This window comes from Chryseobacterium sp. GW821-FHT04C04, from assembly GCF_059420365.1.
In genome coordinates this window covers 220,343-246,456 of sequence record NZ_JBWKTO010000005.1, presented here as the reverse complement: position 1 = coordinate 246,456, position 26,114 = coordinate 220,343, and the positions used below count along the sequence as shown (strand labels likewise).

The 26,114-nt window shown below is 37.8% G+C and carries 20 protein-coding genes; 14 read left to right on the top strand and 6 right to left on the bottom strand.

Annotated features, from left to right (window positions below; all coding sequences use genetic code 11):
• Nucleotides 1–287: 287 nt before the first annotated feature.
• Nucleotides 288–1,340 carry a phage tail-like protein gene (locus tag AC07UM_RS17990; protein WP_494681436.1) on the top strand — a complete coding sequence of 351 codons (1,053 nt, stop codon included), beginning with the start codon at nucleotides 288–290 and terminating at the stop codon, nucleotides 1,338–1,340.
• A gap of 17 nt (nucleotides 1,341–1,357) precedes the next feature.
• A complete protein-coding gene (locus AC07UM_RS17985; RefSeq protein ID WP_494681435.1) occupies nucleotides 1,358–1,873 on the top strand; it encodes a phage tail-like protein in 516 nt (171 codons plus the stop codon).
• Between the two features lie 159 nt (nucleotides 1,874–2,032).
• Here the strand turns inward: AC07UM_RS17985 and AC07UM_RS17980 are convergent, their stop codons facing one another.
• On the bottom strand, nucleotides 2,033–2,503 hold the full coding sequence (locus tag AC07UM_RS17980) for an Lrp/AsnC family transcriptional regulator (RefSeq protein WP_103234178.1): 471 nt from the start codon (nucleotides 2,501–2,503) through the stop codon (nucleotides 2,033–2,035).
• Nucleotides 2,504–2,647: 144 nt separating this feature from the next.
• On the opposite strand from AC07UM_RS17980, the gene AC07UM_RS17975 reads away from it, so the two are divergent.
• From AC07UM_RS17975 to AC07UM_RS17940, 8 genes are all read left to right on the top strand, one after another.
• Nucleotides 2,648–4,039 (top strand): MFS transporter, encoded by a 1,392-nt coding sequence (locus AC07UM_RS17975; protein WP_494681434.1) that lies wholly within the window; start codon nucleotides 2,648–2,650, stop codon nucleotides 4,037–4,039.
• Between the two features lie 109 nt (nucleotides 4,040–4,148).
• Entirely contained in the window at nucleotides 4,149–4,895 is a 747-nt protein-coding gene (locus tag AC07UM_RS17970; protein ID WP_494681433.1) for a metallophosphoesterase, read from the top strand.
• Nucleotides 4,896–4,971: 76 nt separating this feature from the next.
• On the top strand, nucleotides 4,972–5,886 hold the full coding sequence (locus AC07UM_RS17965; RefSeq protein ID WP_494681432.1) for a helix-turn-helix domain-containing protein: 915 nt from the start codon (nucleotides 4,972–4,974) through the stop codon (nucleotides 5,884–5,886).
• 218 nt (nucleotides 5,887–6,104) lie between these two features.
• Nucleotides 6,105–7,250, top strand: coding sequence for an efflux RND transporter periplasmic adaptor subunit (locus AC07UM_RS17960; RefSeq protein WP_494681431.1), 1,146 nt, complete (start codon nucleotides 6,105–6,107; stop codon nucleotides 7,248–7,250).
• Between the two features lie 9 nt (nucleotides 7,251–7,259).
• Nucleotides 7,260–10,400: an efflux RND transporter permease subunit gene (locus tag AC07UM_RS17955; protein WP_494681430.1), complete on the top strand. Its 3,141-nt coding sequence runs from the start codon at nucleotides 7,260–7,262 to the stop codon at nucleotides 10,398–10,400.
• Between the two features lie 17 nt (nucleotides 10,401–10,417).
• Nucleotides 10,418–11,830, top strand: a complete 1,413-nt coding sequence (locus tag AC07UM_RS17950) for an efflux transporter outer membrane subunit (protein ID WP_494681429.1) — start codon at nucleotides 10,418–10,420, stop codon at nucleotides 11,828–11,830.
• A gap of 59 nt (nucleotides 11,831–11,889) precedes the next feature.
• Nucleotides 11,890–12,441 (top strand): DUF2652 domain-containing protein, encoded by a 552-nt coding sequence (locus tag AC07UM_RS17945; RefSeq protein ID WP_494681428.1) that lies wholly within the window; start codon nucleotides 11,890–11,892, stop codon nucleotides 12,439–12,441.
• Nucleotides 12,442–12,747: 306 nt separating this feature from the next.
• Nucleotides 12,748–14,931, top strand: a complete 2,184-nt coding sequence (locus AC07UM_RS17940) for a TonB-dependent receptor domain-containing protein (protein ID WP_494681427.1) — start codon at nucleotides 12,748–12,750, stop codon at nucleotides 14,929–14,931.
• 433 nt (nucleotides 14,932–15,364) lie between these two features.
• Here AC07UM_RS17940 and AC07UM_RS17935 read toward each other — a convergent pair whose 3' ends face one another.
• The 5 genes from AC07UM_RS17935 to AC07UM_RS17915 form a co-directional block, all read right to left on the bottom strand.
• A complete protein-coding gene (locus tag AC07UM_RS17935) occupies nucleotides 15,365–17,575 on the bottom strand; it encodes a glycoside hydrolase family 3 C-terminal domain-containing protein (RefSeq protein WP_494682283.1) in 2,211 nt (736 codons plus the stop codon).
• Between the two features lie 312 nt (nucleotides 17,576–17,887).
• Nucleotides 17,888–18,697: a methionine ABC transporter substrate-binding lipoprotein MetQ gene (gene metQ, locus AC07UM_RS17930; protein WP_494681426.1), complete on the bottom strand. Its 810-nt coding sequence runs from the start codon at nucleotides 18,695–18,697 to the stop codon at nucleotides 17,888–17,890.
• Between the two features lie 109 nt (nucleotides 18,698–18,806).
• Complete coding sequence (gene metI / locus AC07UM_RS17925) at nucleotides 18,807–19,463, bottom strand: methionine ABC transporter permease MetI (protein WP_494681425.1); 657 nt, start codon at nucleotides 19,461–19,463, stop codon at nucleotides 18,807–18,809.
• Nucleotides 19,456–20,484: a methionine ABC transporter ATP-binding protein gene (locus AC07UM_RS17920; RefSeq protein WP_494681424.1), complete on the bottom strand. Its 1,029-nt coding sequence runs from the start codon at nucleotides 20,482–20,484 to the stop codon at nucleotides 19,456–19,458. Before AC07UM_RS17920 ends, metI begins: the two co-directional genes overlap by 8 nt.
• A gap of 18 nt (nucleotides 20,485–20,502) precedes the next feature.
• The gene (locus AC07UM_RS17915) at nucleotides 20,503–21,498 is read right to left on the bottom strand and encodes an EamA family transporter (protein WP_494681423.1); all 996 of its coding nucleotides are present in this window, start codon (nucleotides 21,496–21,498) and stop codon (nucleotides 20,503–20,505) included.
• 691 nt (nucleotides 21,499–22,189) lie between these two features.
• On the opposite strand from AC07UM_RS17915, the gene AC07UM_RS17910 reads away from it, so the two are divergent.
• The 4 genes from AC07UM_RS17910 to AC07UM_RS17895 all read left to right on the top strand — a co-directional run bounded on the left by AC07UM_RS17910 (nucleotide 22,190) and on the right by AC07UM_RS17895 (nucleotide 25,646).
• Complete coding sequence (locus tag AC07UM_RS17910; protein ID WP_494681422.1) at nucleotides 22,190–22,486, top strand: GNAT family N-acetyltransferase; 297 nt, start codon at nucleotides 22,190–22,192, stop codon at nucleotides 22,484–22,486.
• Nucleotides 22,487–22,957: 471 nt separating this feature from the next.
• Nucleotides 22,958–24,568 (top strand): Na+/H+ antiporter, encoded by a 1,611-nt coding sequence (locus AC07UM_RS17905; RefSeq protein ID WP_494681421.1) that lies wholly within the window; start codon nucleotides 22,958–22,960, stop codon nucleotides 24,566–24,568.
• A gap of 171 nt (nucleotides 24,569–24,739) precedes the next feature.
• On the top strand, nucleotides 24,740–25,051 hold the full coding sequence (locus AC07UM_RS17900) for a hypothetical protein (RefSeq protein ID WP_494681420.1): 312 nt from the start codon (nucleotides 24,740–24,742) through the stop codon (nucleotides 25,049–25,051).
• A 10-nt stretch (nucleotides 25,052–25,061) separates the two neighbouring features.
• Nucleotides 25,062–25,646: a Crp/Fnr family transcriptional regulator gene (locus tag AC07UM_RS17895; RefSeq protein ID WP_494681419.1), complete on the top strand. Its 585-nt coding sequence runs from the start codon at nucleotides 25,062–25,064 to the stop codon at nucleotides 25,644–25,646.
• Nucleotides 25,647–26,114 lie beyond the last annotated feature (468 nt).

Below are 26,114 nucleotides of genomic sequence, written 5' to 3'. Positions count from 1 at the left end.
TAAACTATCATCTAAGGATATAAGAAAATACGATTTAAATTTTAAATAACATAAAATAGGCTCTTGATTGTAAGTGATTTATTAAAGCTTTAATGTTGTGTAAGATAGTGTTTTGTGTGTCTGTTTGACTGTCTTTGAAATACGCATTCTAGTAAAGCATTCTATGATTATGAAAAAATTAAACACGTGTTTGGTATGTTAATTGTTTAATAGTCCGTCGGTGATATTGAAAATTTAAATATTTTTCAATAAAATGACAATAATCTGTTAAAGTATTACAAATACAAATGAATAACTTATTTTTTTTAAATATTAATAAAAAAGTCATTTTTTTATTAATGCTGGCTTTCAATGCGGTAGCCTACGCTCAATGTATTCCTTACACAGGGCAGGCGATGACAAGTGGAAATGCCTATTGCCTGAATGGCAGCCTTAGTGTAAGTACGAATATCAGTATCCCAAATGGGGCAACACTTATCATTCAGTCCGGGCAGCTGCAGTCTAATAGTATACAGGTGGATGGGATTTTGGAAATTGGTGACGGAGCAAGTGTTCAGTCTACCGGGACCGTGAAAGTAGGAACTTTCGGATCTCAGAAAAACTCGAAAATTACATTAGGAACCAAATCCTTTTTATCACTGGTAGGATCGGTTATTCAGGAAGATCCAACCTTTGGAGGTTTTTATCCCGGAACAACTTCAGTTATTGAGTTGGGAACAAACAGTGTAGTAGAAATATGCGGAACATTTACCCAGCAGTCTACTACCTATCCGTCAGTTGAATATATTGGAATTCCTGCCGGGAAAGCGTACTGCATTGCAAAAGCAGACGTAAGTGGAGGGGGAGGAGCTTCTATCATTAGTGATGACAGTCAGATTGTAGCCATTGCCATGGGATCTGTAACAGGATTGGGAATGGGAAACTCCAGTTTCTGTGGACCTAATGCAACAAAAACAATGTGTCCGAATCTTTGGCCTGAAGGCCTGTCGGAAGATAAAGCAAGTTGTGGGAATGCTCCTATGATTATTGATGATATTGACGGATTCTGTACCAAGCCGGGAGCGGCCGGAACCCCTGATGGATACACCAAATTCGGGATTACCATACAGCAAAAGAATACGGCATGGCCTGAAAATATACCGAATGGATTCTTAGCGATGGAATCGAAAAGTAAAGGTTTTGTCATGACCAGAGTACAGCATGTAAGCCAGACTCCACAGCCCGGTGATGCCATCGCCAATCCGAAAGAAGGAATGCTTTTATATGATATCCAGGATAAATGTGTGAAGCTTTATAATGGTACCGAATGGAAATGTGTACAAAGAAGCTGTAATGATTAATCTAACCGATAAAGAATATGAAAAATATAAGAAATATAAGTATAGCTGTAGCCCTGATTGTTTTTAACTCATTTTTTGCTCAGATAGCTATTGGTAAGCAGACGGTAGATGGAAATAGTACCATATTGGACTTTGATAACGTGTCCGGAAATACAAAAGGCTTGATTCTTCCTGCAACATCCGGACTTCCTACAGGGACTTTGGTAAATGGAACACTGATCTTTGATGTTACGGATAATAAAGTAAAAGTCTACGAAAATGACACATGGAAGCCTTTGTCTGATGCCGGTAATTCAGGTGCGGTTATCGTCAATAATTCTGCGGAATCAGGTAAAGGAGTGATTATGGGAGAGGCAGCAACTACTGCTGATGGAGTATTGGTCCTCGAATCTCAGGATAAAGCAATGATTCTTCCAAAAGTAGCAACACCGCATCTTAACGTAAAAAATCCCTATCCGGGTATGATTTGTTATGATACAACCAGCAAGACCCTGGCAATATTTGACGGATCAGTCTGGAACTACTGGAAATAAACAAAAGGCAGCATAACCTGTCTCAATAATATGGTCTTAAAAGTCAACTCATTTGATCTCTGTCATTCTGACGAAGGAAGAATCTTATTGATATTCGATGCATGAGATTCTTCACTACTTTTCATTTCGTTCAGAATGACACTCTTGAGACAAAATTTACTAAACAATCTGGGCACTTTCCTTGATGCTGCTCATCACAAAAATACTCTTGGTCTGGCCTATCCCTTCGATTTCTGATAATTTGTTCACGAAAAATTCGTGGAATTCATCCATGTTGGGAGCGAGAATTTTCAACATGAAATCAAAATCACCGCTGATATTATAAAATTCTACAACTTCCTTCAGTTTACTGACTTCCTCAATGAACTTTCCAGCCGTTTTTTTGTTATGAACATTCAGGGCGATCATACAGATGACCATCATTCCTTTATTGACTTTTTTACGGTCTACAACAGCAGTATATTCTTTAATGATTCCCTGTTTTTCCATACGTTTGATACGTTCGTGAGTAGGAGTGGGGCTCAGATTGATTCTTGCTGAAATGTCACGGACACTCATTTTCGCATCTTTTTGAAGAAGACGAAGGATAGACAAGTCTTTTTCGTCGGGAATATAATTTTCAGTTGCCATTTTGTTCTGTTTTTATAGATTGTTATTCCGTGTATCAGGTGTTTTGTTCTTTTGAATTAGGTGTAATTTAAATATTGTTCCAAATTTAAGTTTAAATTTTTATATACGTTCTGTTAATTCTAATTTTGCAGGAAATTTGAATATATGGATACAAGGAAGAATGTAATATTAATTTTAGCATCGGTTGGGACGTTTGTAGAGGCTTTGGATATTGCCATTATTAATTTAACAATTCCTTCTATTCAGCAGCAGTTTCAGATCGGGGCAGAAACTGTTCAATGGCTGCAGACCCTATATGTTCTGTTCTTTGGAGGGTTTCTGATCATTGGAGGAAAGCTTTCAGATCAGATAGGAAGAAAGAAAATGTTTTTATGGGGAGCCCTGATTTTTATGCTGACTTCATTGGGAGCTGGATTATCACAAAATTTTGAAGTATTGGCAATATTCCGTGCGTTACAAGGGTTGGGGGCTGCATTGGTGATGCCATCAGCGTTATCCATCGTAACCAATACATTCAGAGGCGAGCAGGAAAGAAACCACGCTATCGGAATTTTCAGCTCATTTGCTGCTATTGGATCAGGAAGCGGGCTTTCGGTAGGAGGAATTATCAGTACTTACCTGAGCTGGCACTGGGTTTTCCTGATCAATGTTCCTATTCTTTTAATAACATTGGTGCTCTCTTACTACTATCTGCCTGCAGATGAGAAAAATGAAACCGCACAAAAAACAGATATGGTTTCCGGAATATTGATGGTGCTTGGACTTTTAAGTCTTACGTACGGAACGCACGAATTGGTTCATATTAAAGAACAGCCTTTCCTGGTAATAGGTTCTTTAGTTCTGGCATTAGTGCTTCTCATTATAGTTTATTACCGATTAAAATCCGTTGCTGAGCCTTTGGTTGATTTAAAATTGTTTAAACATAGATCCCTGGTAGTTTCCAACGGAGCATTCTTTGTATTGGGGGCATTCTTTATCGGATTTTTATTCCTGATTTCATTGATGCTTCAGAAAGATATGGGACATAGCGCTGCTTCTGCAGGATTGATGCTTGTTCCCTTCAGTATCATATCAGCCTTGACAGCTAAATTTATTTTACCCCAGGTATCAAAACGTTTGAGCTCTTCTCAAATGGGGGTGTTGGGATGGTTATTTATGCTGATGGGAGGATTGTCCCTGTTGATCTCCGTTTACATAGGACATCCGTTAGCTATAGTTTTGCTGGGTGCAGCATGTATCTCAGGAGTAGGAATGACGTTTTGCTTTACCGCCCTTTCAGTAATGGGAATTCAGGATGTTGAACCTGCCCATTATGGATTAGCATCAAGCTTGAGCTCTACAAGTTACTTTTTGGGAGCAGGAATTGGACTGTCATTCATGACATTAATGAGCCAGATCTTTCCTTCAGAATTATCAGTGGGAAGCCTGAATCTGATTATTTTGATCGGTTACGCTCTGTTAGCTCTCGGAATGTTATTCTATTTTATATTAAAAAGCTTAAAAGTGAAGCAGGCGGAAGTTGTCGTTTCATCATAAACGGTCTTAAAAATACACAAACTATATGACGAAGAATCGGTGCTTAGGTGTCGGTTCTTTTTTTGCCTTTTCACTTCCCTTCACTACCTTTGTTCTTTTACTAAACATCATGAAAATACAGGTCATCAGCGATCTTCACCGGGAATTTGGAAGTACGGAATTATGTTTTGATCATTCGGATATTGTTGTGTTGGCAGGTGATGTCAATTTGGGAACCAGAGGAGTTGAATGGATTAAAAATGTAATTCCCAATAAGCCTGTAATTTATGTTTTGGGCAATCATGAATATTATAAAGGTTCCTATCCCAAAACACTGAACAAAATTAAAGAAGCAGCGCTGGATTCCAATGTATTTGTCTTGGAGAATTCATTTGTAGATATTGAAGGAATTCGTTTTCATGGTGCCACTTTATGGACGGATTTTTCCATCTTTGGGAATCCCGTTCAGTACGGAATGCTTTGTCAGCCGAAGATGAATGACTATAAAATGATCAGAAGAGATCCTTCCTATTCGAAAATGAGAACCATGGATACTTTTAAAATTCATCAGTTTTCAAAACAATGGCTGATAGAAAGTCTTGAGAATTCGAATGGGCTTAACAATATAGTCGTTACCCATCATGCGCCCAGCTTACAATCTGTTCCGGAGCAATATAAAGAAGATCCATTAACTTCTGCCTATGCCTCTAATTTAGATGATTTAATCACAGAATATAAACCGCTCTACTGGATTCATGGACATATTCATACTCCGTGCAGATATAAGATCGGAGAAACAGAGGTCATCTGCAATCCTCACGGCTATATTGATGAAAAATACAATGGGTACAATAAAGAATTGATTGTTATTGTTTAGCAAAGGAATATATTCACTTGTTGGGCTTCTCAGTATTTTCGCCTTAATGACTATCTTCGTGTTTTAATTTTTTCCAATGTCTAAAAAATCCCAGCCAAAACCTGATTTTGTTTCGCAATTAGCTTTTGATGAAGTGCTGCAGCAGGTGGAATTTGATCTTAGGATCAAAGAATTTGTTGTCATGGAAATTGATAGGGCCAATTACGTCATAAAGCCGAATACCCCTTACCGTTCCGACTATTTCTGTATTTTTATGATACAGAAAGGGGGTGTTACCTTCAGATTGGATGATAAGAGTTATAAAGTCTCCAAGGGTGATATTGTCTTTTGCCCAATGTTAGAAACTTTTTGGCTGGATGAAATTGCTGAAGATTATGACGGCAAATACATATTCTTTTCGCTGGATTTTATTTCTGATGCAGGTTTTAATTATAAATCAAATAATGTTCTGAAAAGTCTGTCATCAGATCCTACACACATCATCAGAAATGAACCGGATGTATACAGGAAGCTGAATTTCCATCTTGATGAGCTTAAGGCTTTGAACAATAAAGAAAAAGATAATTATTATTTTAATGAAATGATCTGGCATCATTTTTCACTGGTGATCTACGAGATTGATAATTATTTTAAAAAGATAGAAAAGCCCCATTCGGTAACCAATAGAGAAGATGAGCTTACCACTAGTTTTTTTAAGCTGGTTCAGGATCATTTCAAAGAAGAACATAATGTTCAGTTCTATGCAGATAAGCTTTTTATCAGCCGTAAATACCTTACAAAAGTCATTAATAAAACCGTATTTAAATCTCCACGCGAGATTATTCATCAGGTTCTGGCAGTAGAAGCCAGGCTGCTGCTTAAAAACCCTAACCTGAATGTCAGTGAAGTTGCTGCACAGCTGAAATTTTCAGATCAGGCGTCTTTCAGTAAGTTTTTCAAAAAGCACACTGCGAGATCTCCTTTAGAATATAGAAAAGATGATTTGTATTGATAATGAATGATTTATGGTTTTGAGACGTCTTTTTACCAAATTCAAGCTATAATGTTGATTGGAAATAGCAAATAGTATTATTTATATTGTCTATAAATGATATTTCTCATGTTTTTGAAAATAAGGAGTCTTTTTGACAAAACAAGGAGTTTTTCGAATAATCCTATTGAATTTTTTTCGTTCGATTTTTGTGCGGAAAATTTAAAAGGACTATTGTTATGCAAAGATTTTTTATTCAAAAATCGACTTTACTTTTCCTCTCTTTGATCGTTTTATCAGGATGTAGGAAAAATAATCAAAACCAAGGATATCAGCAGCAGGCGCCGGAATTACCGGTTGCAAAAGTAACGCAGGGAGACACTTCTGTTTCCAGAGAATATGCAGCATCTATCGAGGGCGTTTCCAATGTAGAAATAAGACCTCAGGTAACAGGATATTTAAGCAAAATTTATGTAGATGAAGGGGACTTTGTGAGAGCAGGCCAGCCTTTGTTCAAAATTGAAGATCAGGTCTTCCGCGAGCAGCTGAAAAGTGCTCAGGCAGCTTTGATTACCGCTCAGGCTAATCTTTCAACTTCTAAAATTGATCTGGACAGAAAAAAAGAGCTGTTCAGAAACAAAATGGTTTCAGAAATTCAGGTGAAAGAGGCAGAAGCTGCTTATAATGGTGCAAGAGGAGCGGTAAGCCAATCCAATTCTACCATTGAATCTGCCAAAATCAATCTTAATTTCTCTACAATCAAAGCTCCGGTAAGCGGATTTATCGGAAGATTCAATTACCGTCTGGGAAGTTTGATGACTCCCGGTAACCAGGATCCTATTACTTTATTGTCAGACATTCATCAGGTATATACTTACTTCAGCTTGAGTGAAAATGATTTTAATAATTTTCAGAAGCAATATGCAGGAAGCAGCATTGATGAGGTGATCAAAAATACTCCGGCGGTAACCCTGTTACTTTCAGGTGGTGAAAAATACGCTGAGACAGGAAAGATTGATGCCGTGGAAGGACAGTTCAATAAAACGACCGGATCTATTACTTTAAGAGCAAAATTCAGCAATCCCAACAATCTTTTAAGAAGCGGAAATACCGGTAAAATTGTATTGGATCAGTTCTACAGTAATGTTGTTTTACTTCCGATTGCTTCTACCAGAACCATTCAGGATAAAGTTTTTGTGTTCACTATTCAGGGTGGGAAAGCAGCAATGCTTCCCGTTGAAGTGAATGGAAAAGCCGGCGATAACTTCATTGTAGCCAAAGGACTGAAAGCAGGGGATGAATATATCACCAGCGGCTTTGACAGATTGCAGCCGGGAACTCCTGTCGTGGCACAAAAGAAAAATGCTCAACAGAAAAAATCGTAAGAAGAAATCATGTTAAAGAAAATTATAAAAAGACCAGTACTGGCAACGGTAATTTCCGTATTGCTTGTTATTCTGGGGATTGTCGGTATGGTGAGCCTTCCGATTACCAAATTTCCGGACATTGCCCCTCCTACCGTTATGGTGACGGCTGCTTATCCGGGAGCTAATGCTGAAACGATTGCGAGATCGGTAGCACCACCGTTGGAAAACGCCATCAATGGAGTGGAAAATATGGACTATATTACTTCTACAGCGAGTAATGACGGGACATTAAGCATTACTGTTATTTTTAAATTGGGAACAGATCCCGATCAGGCGGCAATTAACGTTCAGAACAGGGTGGCGCAGGTAACCAATCAGCTTCCTGCAGAAGTTATCCAGGCGGGAATCACGACGGTGAAAAGACAGAACAGTATGATTGCGATGGTTTCCCTGACCAGTAAAGATGGTTCCATGGATGATCTTTTCCTTGAAAACTATGCCAAGATCAATATCGTACCGGAGCTGAAAAGGGTAAAAGGAGTAGGAGATGCTATGGTATATGGAAATAAAGATTACTCCATGCGTATCTGGCTGGATCCGAATAAACTGACCTCGTACAACCTTACACCATCTGATATTTCCCGGGCTATTCAGACCCAAAACCTGGAAGCAGCACCCGGAAGATTAGGAGAAAGAAGTAAGGAGGTCATGGAATATGTACTTCGTTATAAAGGAAAGTTTACAGAGCCTGAACAATATGAAAATATCACTATTAAAGCGTTGAATGATGGTTCTGTTTTAAAATTAAAAGACATTGCCAAAGTAGAATTTGGGGCTTACAGCTATACGGTTTCTTCCAATTACAATAAAAAAGCTTCCGTAACGATGGCAATCTTCCAGATGGCGGGGTCTAATGCCAATGAAGTACAGATCGCTCTTCAGGAAAGAATGAAAGAGCTGGAAAAATCCTTCCCTGCAGGAATGAATTATGAAATTCCTTATGCCACAAAAGATGCGTTGGATCAATCCATAGAACAGGTGATTCATACCTTGATAGAAGCATTTATTTTGGTGTTCATTGTAGTGTATATCTTCCTTCAGGATTTCCGTTCAACGTTAATCCCGGCCATTGCAGTTCCGGTATCTATTATAGGAACGTTCTTCTTTATGAAGGTGTTTGGATTTTCTATTAATATCCTGACATTGTTTGCTTTGGTATTGGCCATTGGTATTGTGGTGGATGATGCGATTGTTGTCGTAGAGGCAGTTCACGCCAAAATGGAACATAAAAAACTGAATCCTAGAGCAGCTACCATGTCAGCAATGAGTGAGATTACAGGAGCCATTGTTTCCATTACATTGATTATGTCTGCGGTATTCGTTCCGGTGGCCTTTATGAGTGGTTCTACGGGATTGTTTTACCAGCAGTTTGCATTAACGCTGGCGATTGCGATTGTGATTTCAGCAGTAAATGCATTGACGTTGAGCCCGGCATTATGTGCTTTATTCTTAAAACAACATCATCCGGGAACACATGAAAAAATGAATTTCAAAGACCGTTTCTTTGCAGGATTCAATGCGGGTTTTAATAAACTGACATTCCGTTATGGTAAAGCTGTTTTATTCCTGTTAAAAAGAAAATGGATCGCTTTGATCATCATTGTGACTTTCGGTGGATTGTTTGCGTGGATGTCTATGACAACACCTAAAGGATTTATCCCTGATGAAGATCAGAGTTTCATTATCGTAACGGCTAATCTGGCTCCGGGAGCGTCAAAGGACAGAACTTCCAAAGTGGTTTCTGATACGGAAGATTTGTTGATGAAAAATCCGGCTGTAGATAAAGTCATTTCAGTAGACGGATTGAACTTATTCAGTGGTTCTATGTCATCTTCAGCCGCTTCAATTTTCGTTAAATTGAAAAAAGGAGGCGAGAGAGGAGCTGTTAATAATATCAATGACATTATCGGACAGACACAGGGGATGCTTTCTCAGGATAAAAGAGCCAATTTCTTGGTAATCAATACCCCAACGGTAGATGGTTTCGGAAATACAAGTGGGATGGAGCTGGTGCTTCAGGACCGTACCAACGGAGAACTTCAGAATCTAGGAAATATCTCTTATGGAATGATGGGAGCTTTGATGCAGAGACCGGAAGTTGCGGTAGCATTTACCACTTTCGATGTTACGTATCCGCAGTTTGAAGTGCTTGTAGATGAGGTGAAGTCTGCCCAGCTGGGAGTAAACGTTTCTGATGTACTGGGAGTGATGCAGGGGTATTACGGAAGTATTCAGGCTTCGGATTTCAACAGGTTCGGGAAATATTACAGGGTATTGGTACAATCTACTCCGGAGACAAGACAGGACAAAGAATCCCTGAACGGAATTTTCGTTAAAAATAATTTAGGACAGATGGTTCCTATCAATACGCTGGTAAGCCTGAAGCAGGTGACAGGAGCTGAAGTGGTAGACCGTTTCAATCTTTTCAACTCATCCAACTTAACGGTAATGGCTGCTCCGGGATATAGTACGGGGCAGGCAATGGCTGCTGTTGAAGAAGTGAGTAAGCAAGTGCTTCCTCCGGGATATACGTACGACTATAAAGGGATGAGCCGTGAAGAAGCAGGTTCCAGTTCACAGTCCGTTATGATTTTTGGATTATGTATTGTGTTTGTATTCTTCCTTTTATCTGCACAGTATGAAAGTTATATCCTTCCCTTGGCGGTATTGATTGCAATTCCGGTGGGGCTTTCAGGAGTCTTTGTTGGGATAACATTCGCAGAATTGTCTAATAATATTTATGTTCAGATTGCATTGGTAATGCTGATCGGGCTTTTGGCGAAGAATGGTATCCTGATCGTAGAATTTGCGATTCAGAGACGCAGAGCCGGGAAAAGTCTTATTGCTTCCGCTGTGGAAGGTGCGAAAGCCCGTCTGCGCCCTATTCTGATGACTTCCCTGGCATTTATAACAGGATTGATTCCCTTGTTATCCGTAGTAGGTCCTTCGGCGATGGGTAACCATTCTATCGGATATGCAGCAATTTCAGGGATGCTTTTCGGAACGATCTTAGGAATTTTTGTGGTTCCGGTTCTTTTCGTGGTATTCCAGGCTTTGCATGAGAGAATCAACGGAAGAGTAGTAACCGATGCAGATTGGGAATATTAATTCAAATGATTTTAAAAATGAAAATTAAAAATATAGCATATATCGCATTGATTTCAGGGACAGTAATTTCCTGTAAAGTTCAGAAATATAAGCAGCCTGAAGTGAAAATGCCAGAAACCTTTAGAAGTGACAGCATTGTTGCAGGACAAGATGAAAATATTGCTAAAATCAGCTATAAAGACTTTTTCAAAGATCCGGTTCTGGTAGGATTGATTGATAAAGCGATCGTACAAAATAATGATCTTCAGGTAGCTTTAAAACAGATCGAATTTGCATCATTAGCGTATACTCAAAGTAAATGGGCTAATATTCCAACGATCAGTGCTTCTGCCAATGCCAATATCAACCGTCCTTCAGACAACAGTATGAACGGAATGATGGCCGGACAGTTCATGGGAAAAAGGTATATGGAAGATTATACAACCTCCCTTAGTTTTTCCTGGGAGGCAGATATTTGGGGGAAGATTAAAGGGAGAAAGGAACAGGCTTTAACAGAATATCTTAAAACACAGGAAGCTGCAAAAGCGGTGAAAACACAAGTTGTGTCTGCCGTTGTACAAGGTTATTATAACCTCTTGATGCTGGATACGCAATTGGAAATTACAAAATCCAATCTTGTGTATGCTGACAATACGCTGAAGTTTCTTACCAAGCAACAAGAACTTGGGCTGGTAACGGCTTTGGCTGTACAGCAGCAGGAAATTGTGAAAGACCAGATTCTGAAATCAATTCCGGCCATTGAAAGTTCTGTAGCAACTCAGGAAAATGCTTTGAGCCTGCTCACCGGTTCAATGCCCGGAAAAATCGAAAGAAGTGCAAGCCTGAATAATGTGCAGTCTCCGGATCGTATTGCAGCAGGAATTCCTTCAGAATTATTGAGTTACAGACCAGACATTAAAACTGCAGAACTTGAGGTAAGAAAAAGTGCAGCAGCGATCCATGTGGCGAAAATGAGTATGTATCCCTCACTGAATATTACGGCGCAGGGCGGCGTAAATGCTTTTCAGATCAGTAAATGGTTCAGTGTTCCGGGTTCATTGTTCGGGATGATAGCAGGAGCTGTAGCACAGCCAATTTTAAATGGAAAACAGTTGAAGACACAGTATGAGCAGTCTAAAGTATTGGCAGATCAGGCAGAAATTAACTTTAAACAGTCTGTTTTGAAAGCGGTAGGAGAAGTTTCTGATGCGCTGGTTCAGATCCAAAAGCTGGAAGAACAGCAGAAAATTGCGGAAAGACTGGCATTGAAATCCGGGGAAGCAGTGAAGAAAGCTGATCTGTTATTTAAATATAATTCAGCGACTTATGTAGAGGTCATCATGGCTCAAACGAATAAGCTTCAGGCAGAATTGGATTTGGCATCTTTGAAAGCCCAGAGACTGAATGCAATAACATCTCTTTACCGTTCTGTAGGGGGCGGGTGGCAATAAAGTAAAATTGAATCTGCTTCGTCTCTAATGATGAAGCAGATTTTTAATCCATTATCACTATGAAAACAAATATACAAGAGGGGATCATTCTTATTCCGGATTTCAGCGGATTTACAGAATTTGTGTTCAATACAAAATTGTACACAGGCGAGTATATTGTAAGACAGCTATTGTCTACACTGATTGATGTGAATGATCAGTATTTTGAAATTTCCGAGATTGAGGGCGATGCTATTTTATTTTACCGTTATGATGAAAATCCTTCATATCAAAGTATTTCCGGGATGCTTTGGAAAATGAGAAGTGCCTTCAACAGGAAGATAGAAGAATTGAGTAAGAGTCTGAGCACAAAAATTGATCTGGGTCTTAAATTTATTGTTCATTATGGATCTTTTTCACAATACAATATTGGAAACTTCAGAAAATTATATGGGAAAACCATTGTGGAAGCCCATCAGCTTTTGAAAAACGGAGTGGCAGAACAGCCTTCTTACGCTCTTTTCAGTAATTCTTTCCTTGAAAACAGCACGAATCAGGCGTCTGATTTTAATAAGGATCCACTTCTTCTGCCGGAAGTAGGCGTTATCCATTATTTTGAAAATGTAAACTAGCATATATTTTTTAATATTATTCCTTGTAAATTTGCTATTGCTAGCGGCCCGGGTGAGATCCGGGCTTTTTTATTGATTATTTTTAAACAAGTCTCCATTGAAGATAAATGGTTTTTTTAAGAATATTTATTACGAAAGTGATTTGTATTAAGTTTATTTATTGAATAATTTTCACTTTTTTCTAATTTATGTTTAAATGAAATCTTGGTATCTTACTAGAAATTAGATATTTATTTTATTTTTTTTGCTTTTTGATGTAACGTTTATAGGGAGATAGTGGTCTTATAATAAAAACTATAATTTCACATGAAAGTTATCTTATTTCCAATAGCGATATTAGCAGGTTCATTAGCAATGGCTCAGCAAGCCCCGGCTGCCAAGGATACTGTAAAAGGAAATACAAAAGAAATAGAAGCTGTTGCTCTGGTTGCCAGAAAGCCGACAGTAGAATCTAAAGTAGACAGAACGGTATTCAATGTAGCGAATAGTGCAATTCTGGCAGGAAATACAACATGGGACGTCCTTAGAATGACTCCTTTGGTAAGCATTAATAATAATGATGATGTAAAAGCCGAAGGACAAGCGGTTACAGTATATATCAATGACAGAAAATCTATTTTTACAGGAAAGGAGTTAAAAGAATATCTTAAAACAATTCCAGCGGATAACCTGATGAAAATAGAAGTTATTACCAGTCCTTCTTCACGTTATGAAACGTCAGGGTCCGTTATCAATATTGTCCTGAAAAAAAGGGATGACGAAGGAATGAAAGGAAGTATTTCCCTTAACAACAGACAGAGTACCAAAAACTCACAATACGCAAATTTTAACCTGAATTACCATAAGAAAAAATTTACTCAAACTTTTATAGGAGGGTACAATAGCGGGAATTACGTACAAAAGACTCAGACTTGGGATAATCGGTATGAAAAAAATAAGCTTACCCAATTCAATCTGGAAAATGTAATGAGAAATGAGAGTCCTTCTCTTTCCTCTACTTCAGAATTTGCAATCAATGACAAAAATAATATCGGACTTGTGCTGGAGTATTCACAGAACAGAAATTTATCTTTGTCAGAATCTGACGGGATGACTTCTTCTGATAAAGGTCCCGGTGATTCTTTTCACCAGACTCAAAACACATGGGGATTCAGCCGTAATTTGGGGACTAATGCCTTCTACAAATATTATGATAAAGAGAAAAATAGAATTTTAGATGTTAACTTAGGAACCAATTATTCCAGCAATAACAATGATAATTTAATTGACAAGGAAGTTATTGATAATCTGGGTGGGAAAAAAGCTCAGCAATTAGGATTTGTCCGCCTGAATCAGATGCGTAATTATTACCTGAAAATAGATTATACACAGCCTTTAGGCAAATCAGGAGGTACTATTGAAGTGGGAGGTAAGACTGAAGTGAATAATCACACAATTCCCAATAATCTGTATGGATTCAGCATGAATGATCCTCAATCAGAATATTTTGATCTTTCTAAAAATGACAGATTCCATTATGAGGATAATCTGAGCTCTGTATATGCCAATTATAGCAAAACATTCTTCAAGAAACTGGAAACAAGAATCGGGATTCGATATGAATATATTGATTATAAAGTAAGACAGGATGTAGCAGGAACGGAGAGAAAGGATTCATATGGAACTTTTCTTCCCAATCTATTGCTAAAATATAGTTTTTCAGATAATTATGATCTGAGTCTTACTTATAACAGAAGTATATGGAGACCATGGTATTCTGAGTTTAACCCTTTCCTGATGCCTGAAATTAACGGAACGTATTCCAGAGGAAATCTTTATTTGAATCCTAACCCTAATGACCGTCTTTATATGAAGTTCGGGATTATGAAAAAGTACTTTATTTCTGCAAGGTATATGCATACCAACCAGGATTACTGGACTACCTATGTGACGGAAAATGGAAGAACGGTTTCATTACCAGGGAACTTCGATGGAAAGGTGGAAAAGTATTATCTTTTTGCGAATACCAATCAGAACTTCCTGAAAAATAAGCTGAACGTGAATGCCGGATTTGGATGGTACTATATTAATAACAAAGATTTTAACGAGAAAAATAAGTTGGGTGCTAAAGATTATATCAGCTATTGGGGAGCTTCAGCCAATGTATCTTATACCAACCTTTTCAATAAAAACATTAATCTAAGTGCATGGGTGGAACTTGCCAATGAAAATAATGGAAATTCATATGCCAATAATACCAATGTTTTCCATAATATTTCAGTGACCAAAGTATTCCCAAAAACCCAAATGGAGCTGAGCATGCAGCTGATGAATATTTTTAAAAGACCTTATGGTGATAACACGACTTACAGCCAGGACGGAACTTTTAGAGAGTATTCAAAATGGGACTGGTACGGTGTTTCTCTTACTTTCGTAAAACGTTTCGGAAACCAGAAGGTAAAAGAAAATACGAAAACCGATGTAGAGAAAAACGGCGGCGGTGGAAAATAATCCAAGATTTGTTAGATATAATAGAAGCAGGTTCAATTTGGAACCTGCTTTTTTTTACTCATTATGCTTAATAGTCTCTCGCAAATTAAAAAAACTGATAATTTCGTTGGTACTTAAAAAACTATCCACAAACACAAATTCTTAAACCATTAAGAGTATATTAAGCTGTTAAGAGTATTAAGAAGATATCTAAGATATTCATTAAGCACACCGCTTCATTCAAATTTATTTGAACCTTAATGTTCCTTAAAAGCTTAAACCTTCTTAATGGTTTAAAAAAAGTTCTCGCAGATTTAACAAATTAAGCAGATCTCAAAAATCTATGTAATCTGTGGGAAAAATAAAAAACAGATTCCAATTTGGAATCTGTTCAGCATTCTATCAAATAATTATAAATAGTAGAGTTTTGCACTCTTCACTTTCGGTTTTTTGTTTACTTAAGGGTAAACCTCACTTTAGTTTTAATGGCATCTGAAGAATTTCCAATCAATGCTTCAAAGTCTCCCGGTTCAGCTACCCAATCGTGTTTACCGGCATCGAAATAACTTAAAGCTGTTTTGTCGATGGTGAAAGTGACTTCCTTCTGTTCTCCAGGATTTAAATATACTTTTTCAAAACCTTTCAGTTCTTTTGCAGGACGCGGAACGGATGATTTTAAATCACTGATATAAAGTTGAGCAACCTCAGCCCCAGCTTTTTTACCTGTATTTTTTACGGTTACTGTAAATGTAATTTTACCATCCTGAGAAATGGTTGTTTGATCCGCTTTTGCTTTCCCGAATTCAAAAGTGGTATAACTCAATCCATGTCCGAAGCTGAATAGAGGCTTTATATTTTTGGTATCATGCCAGCGGTATCCTACAAAAACACCTTCGTTGTAAGTAATATTGATAGGGTTTTTCTGGTCTTTACCTTTTCCTGCAGCCAATTCATCCTTTTGCCCCGGATACTCTCCCAACTGATGTGCTGAGTTGTCCTCAAGCTTTACCGGGAATGTAAACGGAAGTTTTCCTGAAGGGTTTGCATCACCTGCCAGAACGGAAGCGATGGAATTTCCAGCTTCAGAACCCAGGTACCAGGATTGTAAAACAGTTGGAACTTCTTTAATCCAAGGCATTGCCACAGCATTTCCTGAAACCAGCACAACTGCCAGATTTTTGTTGGCTTTTGCCAGAGCAGAAATCACGTGATCCTGATTGTAAGGAAGTCCATAGCTTTTTCTGTCGTTTCCTTCGCTGTCCTGGAAATCTGCTTTATTCAAGCCCCCTACGAAAATCACATAATCCGATTTTTTTGCCAATTCTACAGCTTCATTCAGTAACTCAGCTTCAGAACGGGTATCTTTTAAATCCTGTCCGGATTTTACCCCGTTATATTCACCTCCGATATCTCCTACATAACCTCTTGCATACTGTACATCAGCCTGTTTTCCAAATCTGGACTTGATACCGTCCAAAGGAAGGGTTTCGTATTTTACTTTTAATGATGAAGAACCTCCGCCAACAGTCATGATCTTAATGGCATTTTCACCGATAACGGCGATTTTTTTAGCCTTATTAATATCAATTGGAAGAACATTGCCCTGGTTTTTTAATAAAACAATCCCTTCTTCTCCAATTTCCTTTGCTACCACTTTATGATCTTCAGAGGCAATATTTCCGAAAGGTTTGTTGCGGTTCATCGTTGTTTTATAGGCTAGACGAAGTAATCTTGTTACTTTATCATCAAGTTCTTTAGTATCTGCTTTTCCTGCTTTAATCAAATCAAGATAAGGTTTTGCCAGATAGTAATTGTCGTAAGCATTTTTAGTTCCCGCAGAAAGTCCGTTGGTCCATGATCCGAATTCAAGATCAAGACCGTTATGAATGGCCTGTTCCGTATTGTTTACAGCACCCCAGTCAGAAACTACAACACCTTTATAATTCCATTCTTTCTTTAAAATATCATTTAAAAGATACTTATTCTGGCTGGCATATTGACCTTTGTACATATCGTAAGCTCCCATAATCGTCCATGAATCACCTTCTGTTACCGCTGCTTTAAAAGGCGGAAGATAGATTTCATAAAGCGTTCTGTCATCCACATTCACATTACTGGTATGACGGAACATTTCCTGGTTATTCAGGGCAAAATGTTTCACGGAAGTTGCCACCCCATTAGATTGTACCCCTTTAATATAAGGGACCACCATTTTTGAAGTCAGATAAGGATCTTCCCCCATATATTCGAAGTTTCTTCCGTTCAGTGGAGTTCTGTAAATATTTACTCCAGGTCCCAGAAGAATATCTTTTTTTCTGTAGCGTGCTTCTTCACCCAAAGCCTTACCATAATTCCATGACATTTTTTTATTCCATGTTGCAGATAATGCAGTAAGGGCAGGGTAGGCGATAATAGAGTCATTAGTCCATCCGGCCTGATCCCATTCATCCCACATTACTTCCGGACGTACCCCGTGAGGACCATCTGTTGTCCAGAATTCCGGAATACCCAATCTTGGAACACCCGGCGAACTGAATTTCGACTGTGCATGAAGCATCGCCACTTTCTCCTCCAGTGTCATCCTGGACAAAGCATCCTGAATACGCTGTTCCACAGGTTTTGATTCATCTAAATAAATGGGTAGAGTAGTATTGGTCTGAGCCATATAAGAAGCAGAAATAAAGGTGAATAAACTTATAATGACGGTTTTCTTTAACATAATGCCTTTCTATTTGATTAAAAGCAAAAGTAAAGAAAATTTTTATTATCTCAAATTGAGAAAATAAAAAATTAGGATATAAAAAACTGCCTGCTTATTTGCAGACAGCTGATCTTGAATATTTTTATTGGTAAAGGTGAAAAAATTGAAGAGAACTTAGAGGAAAAAAGCAAAACACAAATCTGGAAATCTCATACTACGAATCCCGAATTCAGAATCCACTCTCACAACTCTAATACTCTCAAACCCTCTCACGCATCAATCCCATCCCTTCACCGCTCCTCCTTTGAAAATTTCTTTTGCTTTCTTTTCTACTTCCGGGGACTCATATGCTTTGACAAAATTTTTAACTTTTTGACTGTTCTTATTGTCTGGTCTGGCAACAATTACATTCACGTAAGGAGAATCTTTATCTTCAACTAAGATGCCCTGCTTTTCCTGATCTAAACCAGCCTGGGCTGCAAAATTATTATTGATGATCCCTACAACAACATCTCTGTCTTCCAAAACTCTTGGAATCTGAGCCCCTTCAATCTCCATAATTTTCAACTGTTTTGGGTTTTCTGTTATATCAGTGACTTTTGGAAGAAGCCCGACATTCGCTTTTAATTTCAGCAGACCGCCTTTCTGCAACAGAAGTAAAGATCGCCCTCCATTGGTAGGATCATTGGGAATGACAACAGTGCTGCCGTCCTGCAATTCACTGATGTTTTTAATCTTTTTTGAATACGCTACAATAGGGTAGACAAATGTATTTCCTACAGGTACGAGGTTATAGTTTCTCTGTTTTGACTGTTCAGTTAAATAAGGGATATGCTGAAAGGCATTGGCATCAATATCACCATTCGTCAAGGCTTCATTGGGAACTACATAATCATTAAAAGGAATAAGCTCCACCTCCAGATTATATTTCTCCTTCGCTACTTTTTTAGCTACTTCAGCAATTTCCTGTTCTGGTCCATAAGTAATTCCTACACGGATAAAATTCGGATCATCTTTTCTCCCCGAACATGCAGTGAATAGTAATAGTCCGGCAGTTAATAAACCAAAAATCTGTATTTTTTTCATTCTTTATTATATTTAAATGATATTGAGGAGGAACTGTAAAAAGATGAATGAAGGTACTCTGATACTTTCCAACCCTCAAACTCTCCAACTCATTTTCTCTCCAACTCAACTACCTGTGATCAAACTTTTTTGACAATCTGTCTCCCATGAATTGGATGATGAAAACCAAAAGAACAAGCAAAATCAATACTGTATTCATAATAACAATATCGTAACCGATATATCCGTACTGGTACCCAACCTGTCCAAGTCCTCCGGCACCTACAGCACCTCCCATTGCAGAATATCCTACAAGCGTGATCAAAGTGATCGTAGCATTGTTGATTAATGAAGGTAAAGCTTCAGGAAGCAATACTTTTCTGATAATTTGTAATGGAGAAGCACCTAAAGCTCTTGCAGTTTCTATAAGACCCTGAGGAACCTCAATAAGGCTGTTCTCAACAAGTCTTGCAATAAACGGAGCAGCTCCAACACTTAATGGAACCAGGGCAGCATTCACTCCAATAGAAGTTCCTGCCAAAATTCTGGTGAAAGGGATCATCCATACGATCAGGATAATAAAAGGGATCGCACGGAAAATATTAACCAAAATAGATAATCCTCTATGATAGAATGTATTTTCCAGCAGTTGTCCTTTTCGGGTTAAAAAAAGCATAATCCCAACCGGAAGACCTAGTACAAATCCAAAAAATCCGGATAGAAATGTCATATAAACTGTTTCCCAGGTTCCTTTTGCCAAAAGGGCAATTACCGTATCACTAAGCATATCCTTTTACTGTATTTTGAATTTTATTTTGGTTGAAATAATAGATCGCCTGTTGGTTTTCCTCTGTCTCGCCTTGAAGATGCAGTAAAAGCTTACCAAAATTGGAATTTCCGAAATATTCTACGTCAGCCTTTAAAAGCTTATAAGGGATTTTATATTGGTTATACAGGGTTGAAAGAATTTGTTCAACACTGATGTTTTCGTTAAGTTCTATTTCGACCAGCGGAAATAAACCATCTTTTGGCTCTTTCTGAAGTCTGTTACTGAGTTCCTGTGGCAGGGTCATGATGTCTGAATTTATAAACTGGCGGATGATTGGATGTTCTCTATCCGAAATAATCTCGCTTAAAGTTCCTTTTGTTAATAATTTTCCTTTGTCGATCACTGCAACATGGTTGCAGACCGATTTGATCACTTCCATTTCGTGGGTAATTAAAAGGATGGTAATTCCCAGTCTCTGATTGATGTCTCTTAAAAGCTGCAGAATAGATTGCGTTGTCGCAGGATCCAGTGCGCTGGTTGCTTCGTCACAAAGCAGAAGGTGGGGATCATTGGCCAAAGCCCTTGCAATCGCAACTCTCTGTTTTTGCCCTCCCGAAAGGCTTCTCGGATAATCATTGGCTTTTTCTTCAAGCCCTACGATTTTCAGCAGTTCATTCACTTTTCTGTTGATCTCATCCTTACTCGTATGATCCAACTCCAATGGAAGGGCTATATTATCAAAAACAGTTCTCGAAGAAAGAAGGTTGAAATGCTGGAAAATCATTCCTATTTTTTTGCGTTCCTCAGCAAGCTGTTTTGAACCCAGTTTGGTAAAGTCTTTTCCGTTAATAATAATCTGTCCTTCATCCGGTCTTTCCAATAAATTGACCGTACGGATAAGGGTACTTTTTCCTGCACCCGAAAACCCGATAATTCCCACGATATCTCCTTTCTCTATAGTAAGACTCACCTTGTCCAGTGCCTTAAATGACTGTTTTTTCTGGTGAAATGTCTTTGATATGTTTCTGATTTCTATCATTCTGATTTTATATACTGTTTAAATAGGCTGATAGCGCTTGCCTGTTCTGTTTAAAAATCTCCTTACTCTTCTGATTTTGACCTTCGACCGTTTTGAAAGTTTGAAATACTTGGTCACATTTGTGAGAAGTACTCCCAGCAATATGATGAATAAACCATACAGCTGACCTCCATTGATACTTTGGTGAGCAACAATCCAGCCAGCAATAACCGTTACAATAGGGTTGATGTAGGTATGGGTGCTTACCAAGGCAGCGGGTTTCACGGACAAGAGCCAAATGTACGACAAATAAGCGATTATCGATCCAAAGAAAATCAAAAACAGAACCCCAAACCATGCCGATAATGGAACAGCCGAAACTGAAAAACCAGTCCATTCTTTTCTTAAAAAAGCGATCAGAAAAGAGGCTAATCCCGCTACTATAAGCTGTTGCGCAATATTCATAAAAGTAGATTGTGAAGCCGGATTTTTCTTTGAATATAAAGAACCCAGTACCCATGCTATGGAACTTAATCCCAATACCACAAATGCTGTAATACGAAGGTTTCCGTCAGTGACTGCATGGGCATTCGAGTTTACACTTCCTTTCAAAAAGAATACTAATCCTACAAATCCGAGTGCCAATCCAATCGGGATAAACTTATCTGAAAAATAATATTTCCAGTTTTTTCTGTCGATGGCAATGAACCAGAACGGGCCGGTTGCAATAGAAATTGCCGCTTCAGAAGCCGTTACATATTGTTCGCCCCAGGCTACAAGCCCTGTTCCTCCGGTAAGGATAAGAATCCCGGTGATTGCATTTTTTTTCCAGTTGATTAGAGAATTTGCTTTTTCTCCTTTAGACAGAAGATATCCTATTATCAGAATTCCGGCAACCAGAAATCTTAATCCGGAAAGAATGAATGGCGGAAAACCTTTTAAGCCAAATGAAATAGCTAAAAACGTAATTCCCCAAATCACATAGATGTTTGTAAACGCTAATGGAATTATCCATTTGTTTTTAGAATTGCTCATTTTATGTTATTAATGTTGTTCGTTTTCAATAAAAAAAGGCCCTACACGTGGTAGGGCCTTAAAAAATATGTCATATAAAAGTAAGGTCAACCACAATATTCCTGATGCACAGGCATACAAAAAGCCATCATCATATTTTTGATGGTATGTTTCTTAATTAAACTATTTTTGAATTCTGCCTTCATTTTATTTTATTTCCTGAATACGTTTGCAAATATATAATATAATTTTAATTAGTCTACTAAAAAAGTAGACTTTTTAAATATTAAATTATTGTTAATGAATTAATGTGTTTTAAATCAATTGATTATGTGATTTGTTTTTTTCTTTATTTAAAACATTTTACGATGTTTTCATACTTTTTATTCCAAATAATGCTCAAATTATCTCATAATTGATGTTGTGAAAAACATAATATAAATTGAAAATTTTGAGAATTGTATAAAGATATCTTTTCTGTTTATTGACGGGTATATTAAAAGATGTTTGCGGAAACGGAGTTTTACATTTATTAAACCAGTTAAATGCATAGGATCTCTGTTCACTCTAATTTAGCATCAAAATTAAAAATATAGACCATAGAATATTAGGTCTGCATTATATATAGAAGAAGCACTTCCGAACTTATCATAGATCATCGGTCACATCTGATAAAGATGCTAATTTTGAAGTAAGAATTAAAAACAAAAAAATGGAAAGAACAGAAATAGTTTTAGAAGGAAGAAAAGGAGAAATTCAGCTTTTCTCAGACGATCATAAAGCAGGTAAAATGGATATTTCAGTCATTGGAAAAAAACTAACAGTATACCATACCGAAGTGAATACGGAATATGAAGGGAAAGGCTTTGCCAAGATTTTATTGGAAAGACTGGTTTCTTATGGAAGAGAAAAGGAGTTGAAAATTGCACCGTTGTGTCCATATGTTCACGCCCAGTTCAAACGCTACCCGGAAGAATACAATGATGTCTGGTTGAAGGAAGGGATGTAGTGAGTTTGAGAGTCGGAGTTTGAGAGAGTTTCGGGGTTCGAGTTACAAATCGAAAGTTTTTTGCGATTTTACCATTTATCAATACAGAAGAAATTGAATTGGCGAACTCAATACTATTTAAATAGATAATGTAACCACAAAAGTCACAAAAGATTTGATAAGTTAATATTGAACTTTTGATAAGGGCACTTAAGTTGTATAAAAATCTTTGATTTTTTTCTTATGGGATCTTTATAGAGTATTCTATTCAGCTTTCTTATACATGTTAAAATAAAAACCTTGTGACTTTTGTGGTTAACCTTTTTATAATTGGGATTTAAAATTCTTAAAATAAAGGCAACGAATATTCAATAGCGGTGGGCTTTAGCCCACCTAATAATATAAATCATTCAATGGGCTTTAGCCAAAACCTAAATAATCCGGAATCTAAAACCTAACCTCTAATTTCTAATTTCTAATTTCTAAAAAAACATGCACGAACAACTCCTTTTAATCCTAGGACTTTTATTACTCGTTATGATGCTGGTGATGCTGGCACAGCGGATCAAAATTGCTTATCCTATTTTTCTTGTGCTTGCCGGATTAGGAATCAGTATTATTCCCGGAGTACCTGTTTTAAAGATGGATCCGGAGATTATATTTTTAATTTTTCTGCCCCCTCTTTTATATGAAGCGGCCTGGTATACCTCATGGAATGATTTCTGGAAATGGAAACGTCCCATCAGCCTGCTGGCCTTCGGTTTGGTATTTCTGACCTCTTTAGTGGTAGCGTATACTTCACAAATGCTCATTCCTGGTTTTACGCTCGCATTAGGGTTTTTATTGGGAGGAATTGTTTCACCGCCGGATGCTGTAGCAGCTGCTACCGTATTAAAAGGATTGAAAGTTCCCAAACGTACCCTCGCCATACTGGAAGGAGAAAGTTTGATTAATGATGCTTCTTCCCTGATTGTTTTCAGATTTGCTCTGGCGGCAGTAATGACAGGAGCTTTTTCAATGCATGAAGCGACAGGTCAGTTTTTTCTGGTAGCAGGGATGGGCGTTGTCATAGGGATTGCAGGAGCTCATATTTTCTATGCCATTCACCGTTTTTTACCTACAACACCCGCTATTGATGCGGCACTTACAGTGATGACTCCTTATATTTTGTTTCTTTCTGCAGAACATTTTCATTTTTCGGGAGTAATGGCTGTAGTGAGTGGAGGATTGTTTATGTCTTTCCGAGCTCATGAAATTTTCAAAACAGGAACCACGAGAATCAATATGACAGGAGTCTGGAACACCATGATTTTTGTAATGAATGCATTGGTTTTTGTATTAATAGGTCTTGAACTTCCGGATATCATTAATGGACTGGGTGAAACTTCATTAATGGATGGAATCAAATATGGTTTAATAATAAGTCTGATCGTCATTGCGGTACGTCTGTTATGGATCTATCCTGTGGCTCATCTTCCAAGATGGTTCAGTGAAAAAGCCCGGCGTGACCCCAACCCGGGATGGAAAAATCCTTTGATTATAGGCTGGGCAGGAATGAGAGGAGTTGTTTCTCTCGCAACAGCATTGTCGATCCCGGTAATGATGAACTCACAAGCAGAGTTTCCCATGAGAAATCTGATTATTTTTATCACATTTGTGGTCATTTTTGTGACCTTGGTATTTCAGGGACTGACATTGCCTTTGGTGATTAAACTAATCAAGATCGGGGAGATAGATCCTATTCTTCCTTCCCATGAACAGCAGGCCGGAATTCAGATGAGGCTGGATAAGCTTGCCGTCCATAAACTTGATAAAGAATACAATGAAGCGGTGAACCGCAATAGTCTGCTTGAAAATCTTAAAAAGGCGCTGGAAAGTGATATCCTACTTCATCAGAATCATTTGAGTTCTATTGAGATGTGCACCAACAGACAGAACGATATGGCAGAATATCATAAAGTAATGCTGGATATATTTGCTTTGCAGAGAAAAGAACTGTTTACAATGAAACGCGAAAAACTTTTCAGTGACGACGAAATCCGAAAAGCAGAATCACAGCTGGACCTGAATGAACTGAAAATTACGGGGAATAAGCATTTGTAGAATGGGTTCGGGATGCGAGTTTCGAGTTTGAGGGTGAAAGAATTTGAGAGTATTAGGAGTTTGTGAGAGCGGATATGAGGTTTGAGATTCTGGTTACGAGGTTTCAGGATGCAGAAGATAAAAACTTTTTTGCTCTTTCGCTTTGAACCAATAACATAAACAATAAACAAAATGAGGACATTACATTTTTTAGTGATTGGAAAGAACCAGGAAATTCTGGATACTTTAAAAAGAATTATAGAAAATAATGAAGGCTGGACAGCAGAAATACAAAGTGATGAGAATTTCTGTTATGAATATATAAAAGAAAATACTGTAGATATTGTCCTTTTAAGTTCTGGCTTAGAAGAAGATTTTGAGAAAGATATTAAAGTATTTTGTGCAGGACTAGATAAAGATGTTAAAGTGATCGACCATTATGGAGGAGGGAGTGGACTTTTAAAGAATGAAGTTTACAGTCTTTTTCCTAATTTGCAGGGGTAAACTCTGCATTATGTTTGAAAATATCCTCAAAAATATTATCCGATTTATCTCTCTCACTCCCGAAGAAGAAAAAACTTTTACAGATTTGCTTGTCTGTCAGTCGTTTCCTAAGAAAACGGTGCTGCTAAGAGAAGGGGAGATCTGTCAGTTTGAGGGGTATATTCAAAAAGGATGTCTGAGAATGTACTGCCTGGATGATGACGGCACAGAAGTCACTTTACTGTTTGCCATAGAAGACTGGTGGATCAGTGATATTGCATCATTTCAGGAACAGAAACCCTCTAAAGTTTATATTGAAACCCTGGAAGATTCGGAGATCTATATGCTGAATCCCATAACGAAAGAGAAATTACTGCAGGAAATCCCTAAATTCGAAAGAGTTTTCAGAATGCTGGTGCAGAGGAATTTAGCAACACTGCAGAGCCGACTGGTTAATACCATCTCCAAAACTGCAACGGACAGATATCTTGAATTCATTAAAGTATATCCTTCAATCCCACAAAGAGTAGCACAATATTATATTGCTTCTTACCTTGGCGTTTCAAAAGAATTTGTAAGTACCATCAGAAAGCGTCTTGCATCAAAGGAAAAGTAGAACTTTGTTATATAACAGGTCTTAAGAAATGACCTAAGAAAATGGAGCGTAAAAAAAAAATGAACGCTGTGAACGTTAAGAAAACTCTTATGTCTGAGTGCGGACGAAATGGTGATCATAAATATACAGTGTTACCGCACGAGTTTAGAGTTTTTAGAGAACAGATTTCATTTTTAGCGGAAGTTTCTTAAGTCTTGAACTTTTGGTTCATTTTGCTTCAAGGCAAAAGAACAAAAAAATATAATTATGATAATCTCGCAGATTTTGTAGATTCGATACATATTGTAAGTACCATCAGAAAGCGTATTGCTTCAAAGGAAAAGTAGAACTTTGTTATATAACACGTCGTAAGAAATGACCTAAGAAAATGGAGCGTTAAAAAAATGAATTCTGTGAACGTTAAGAAAACTCTTATGTCTGAGTGCGGACGAAATGGTGATCATAAATATACAGTGTTACCGCACGAGT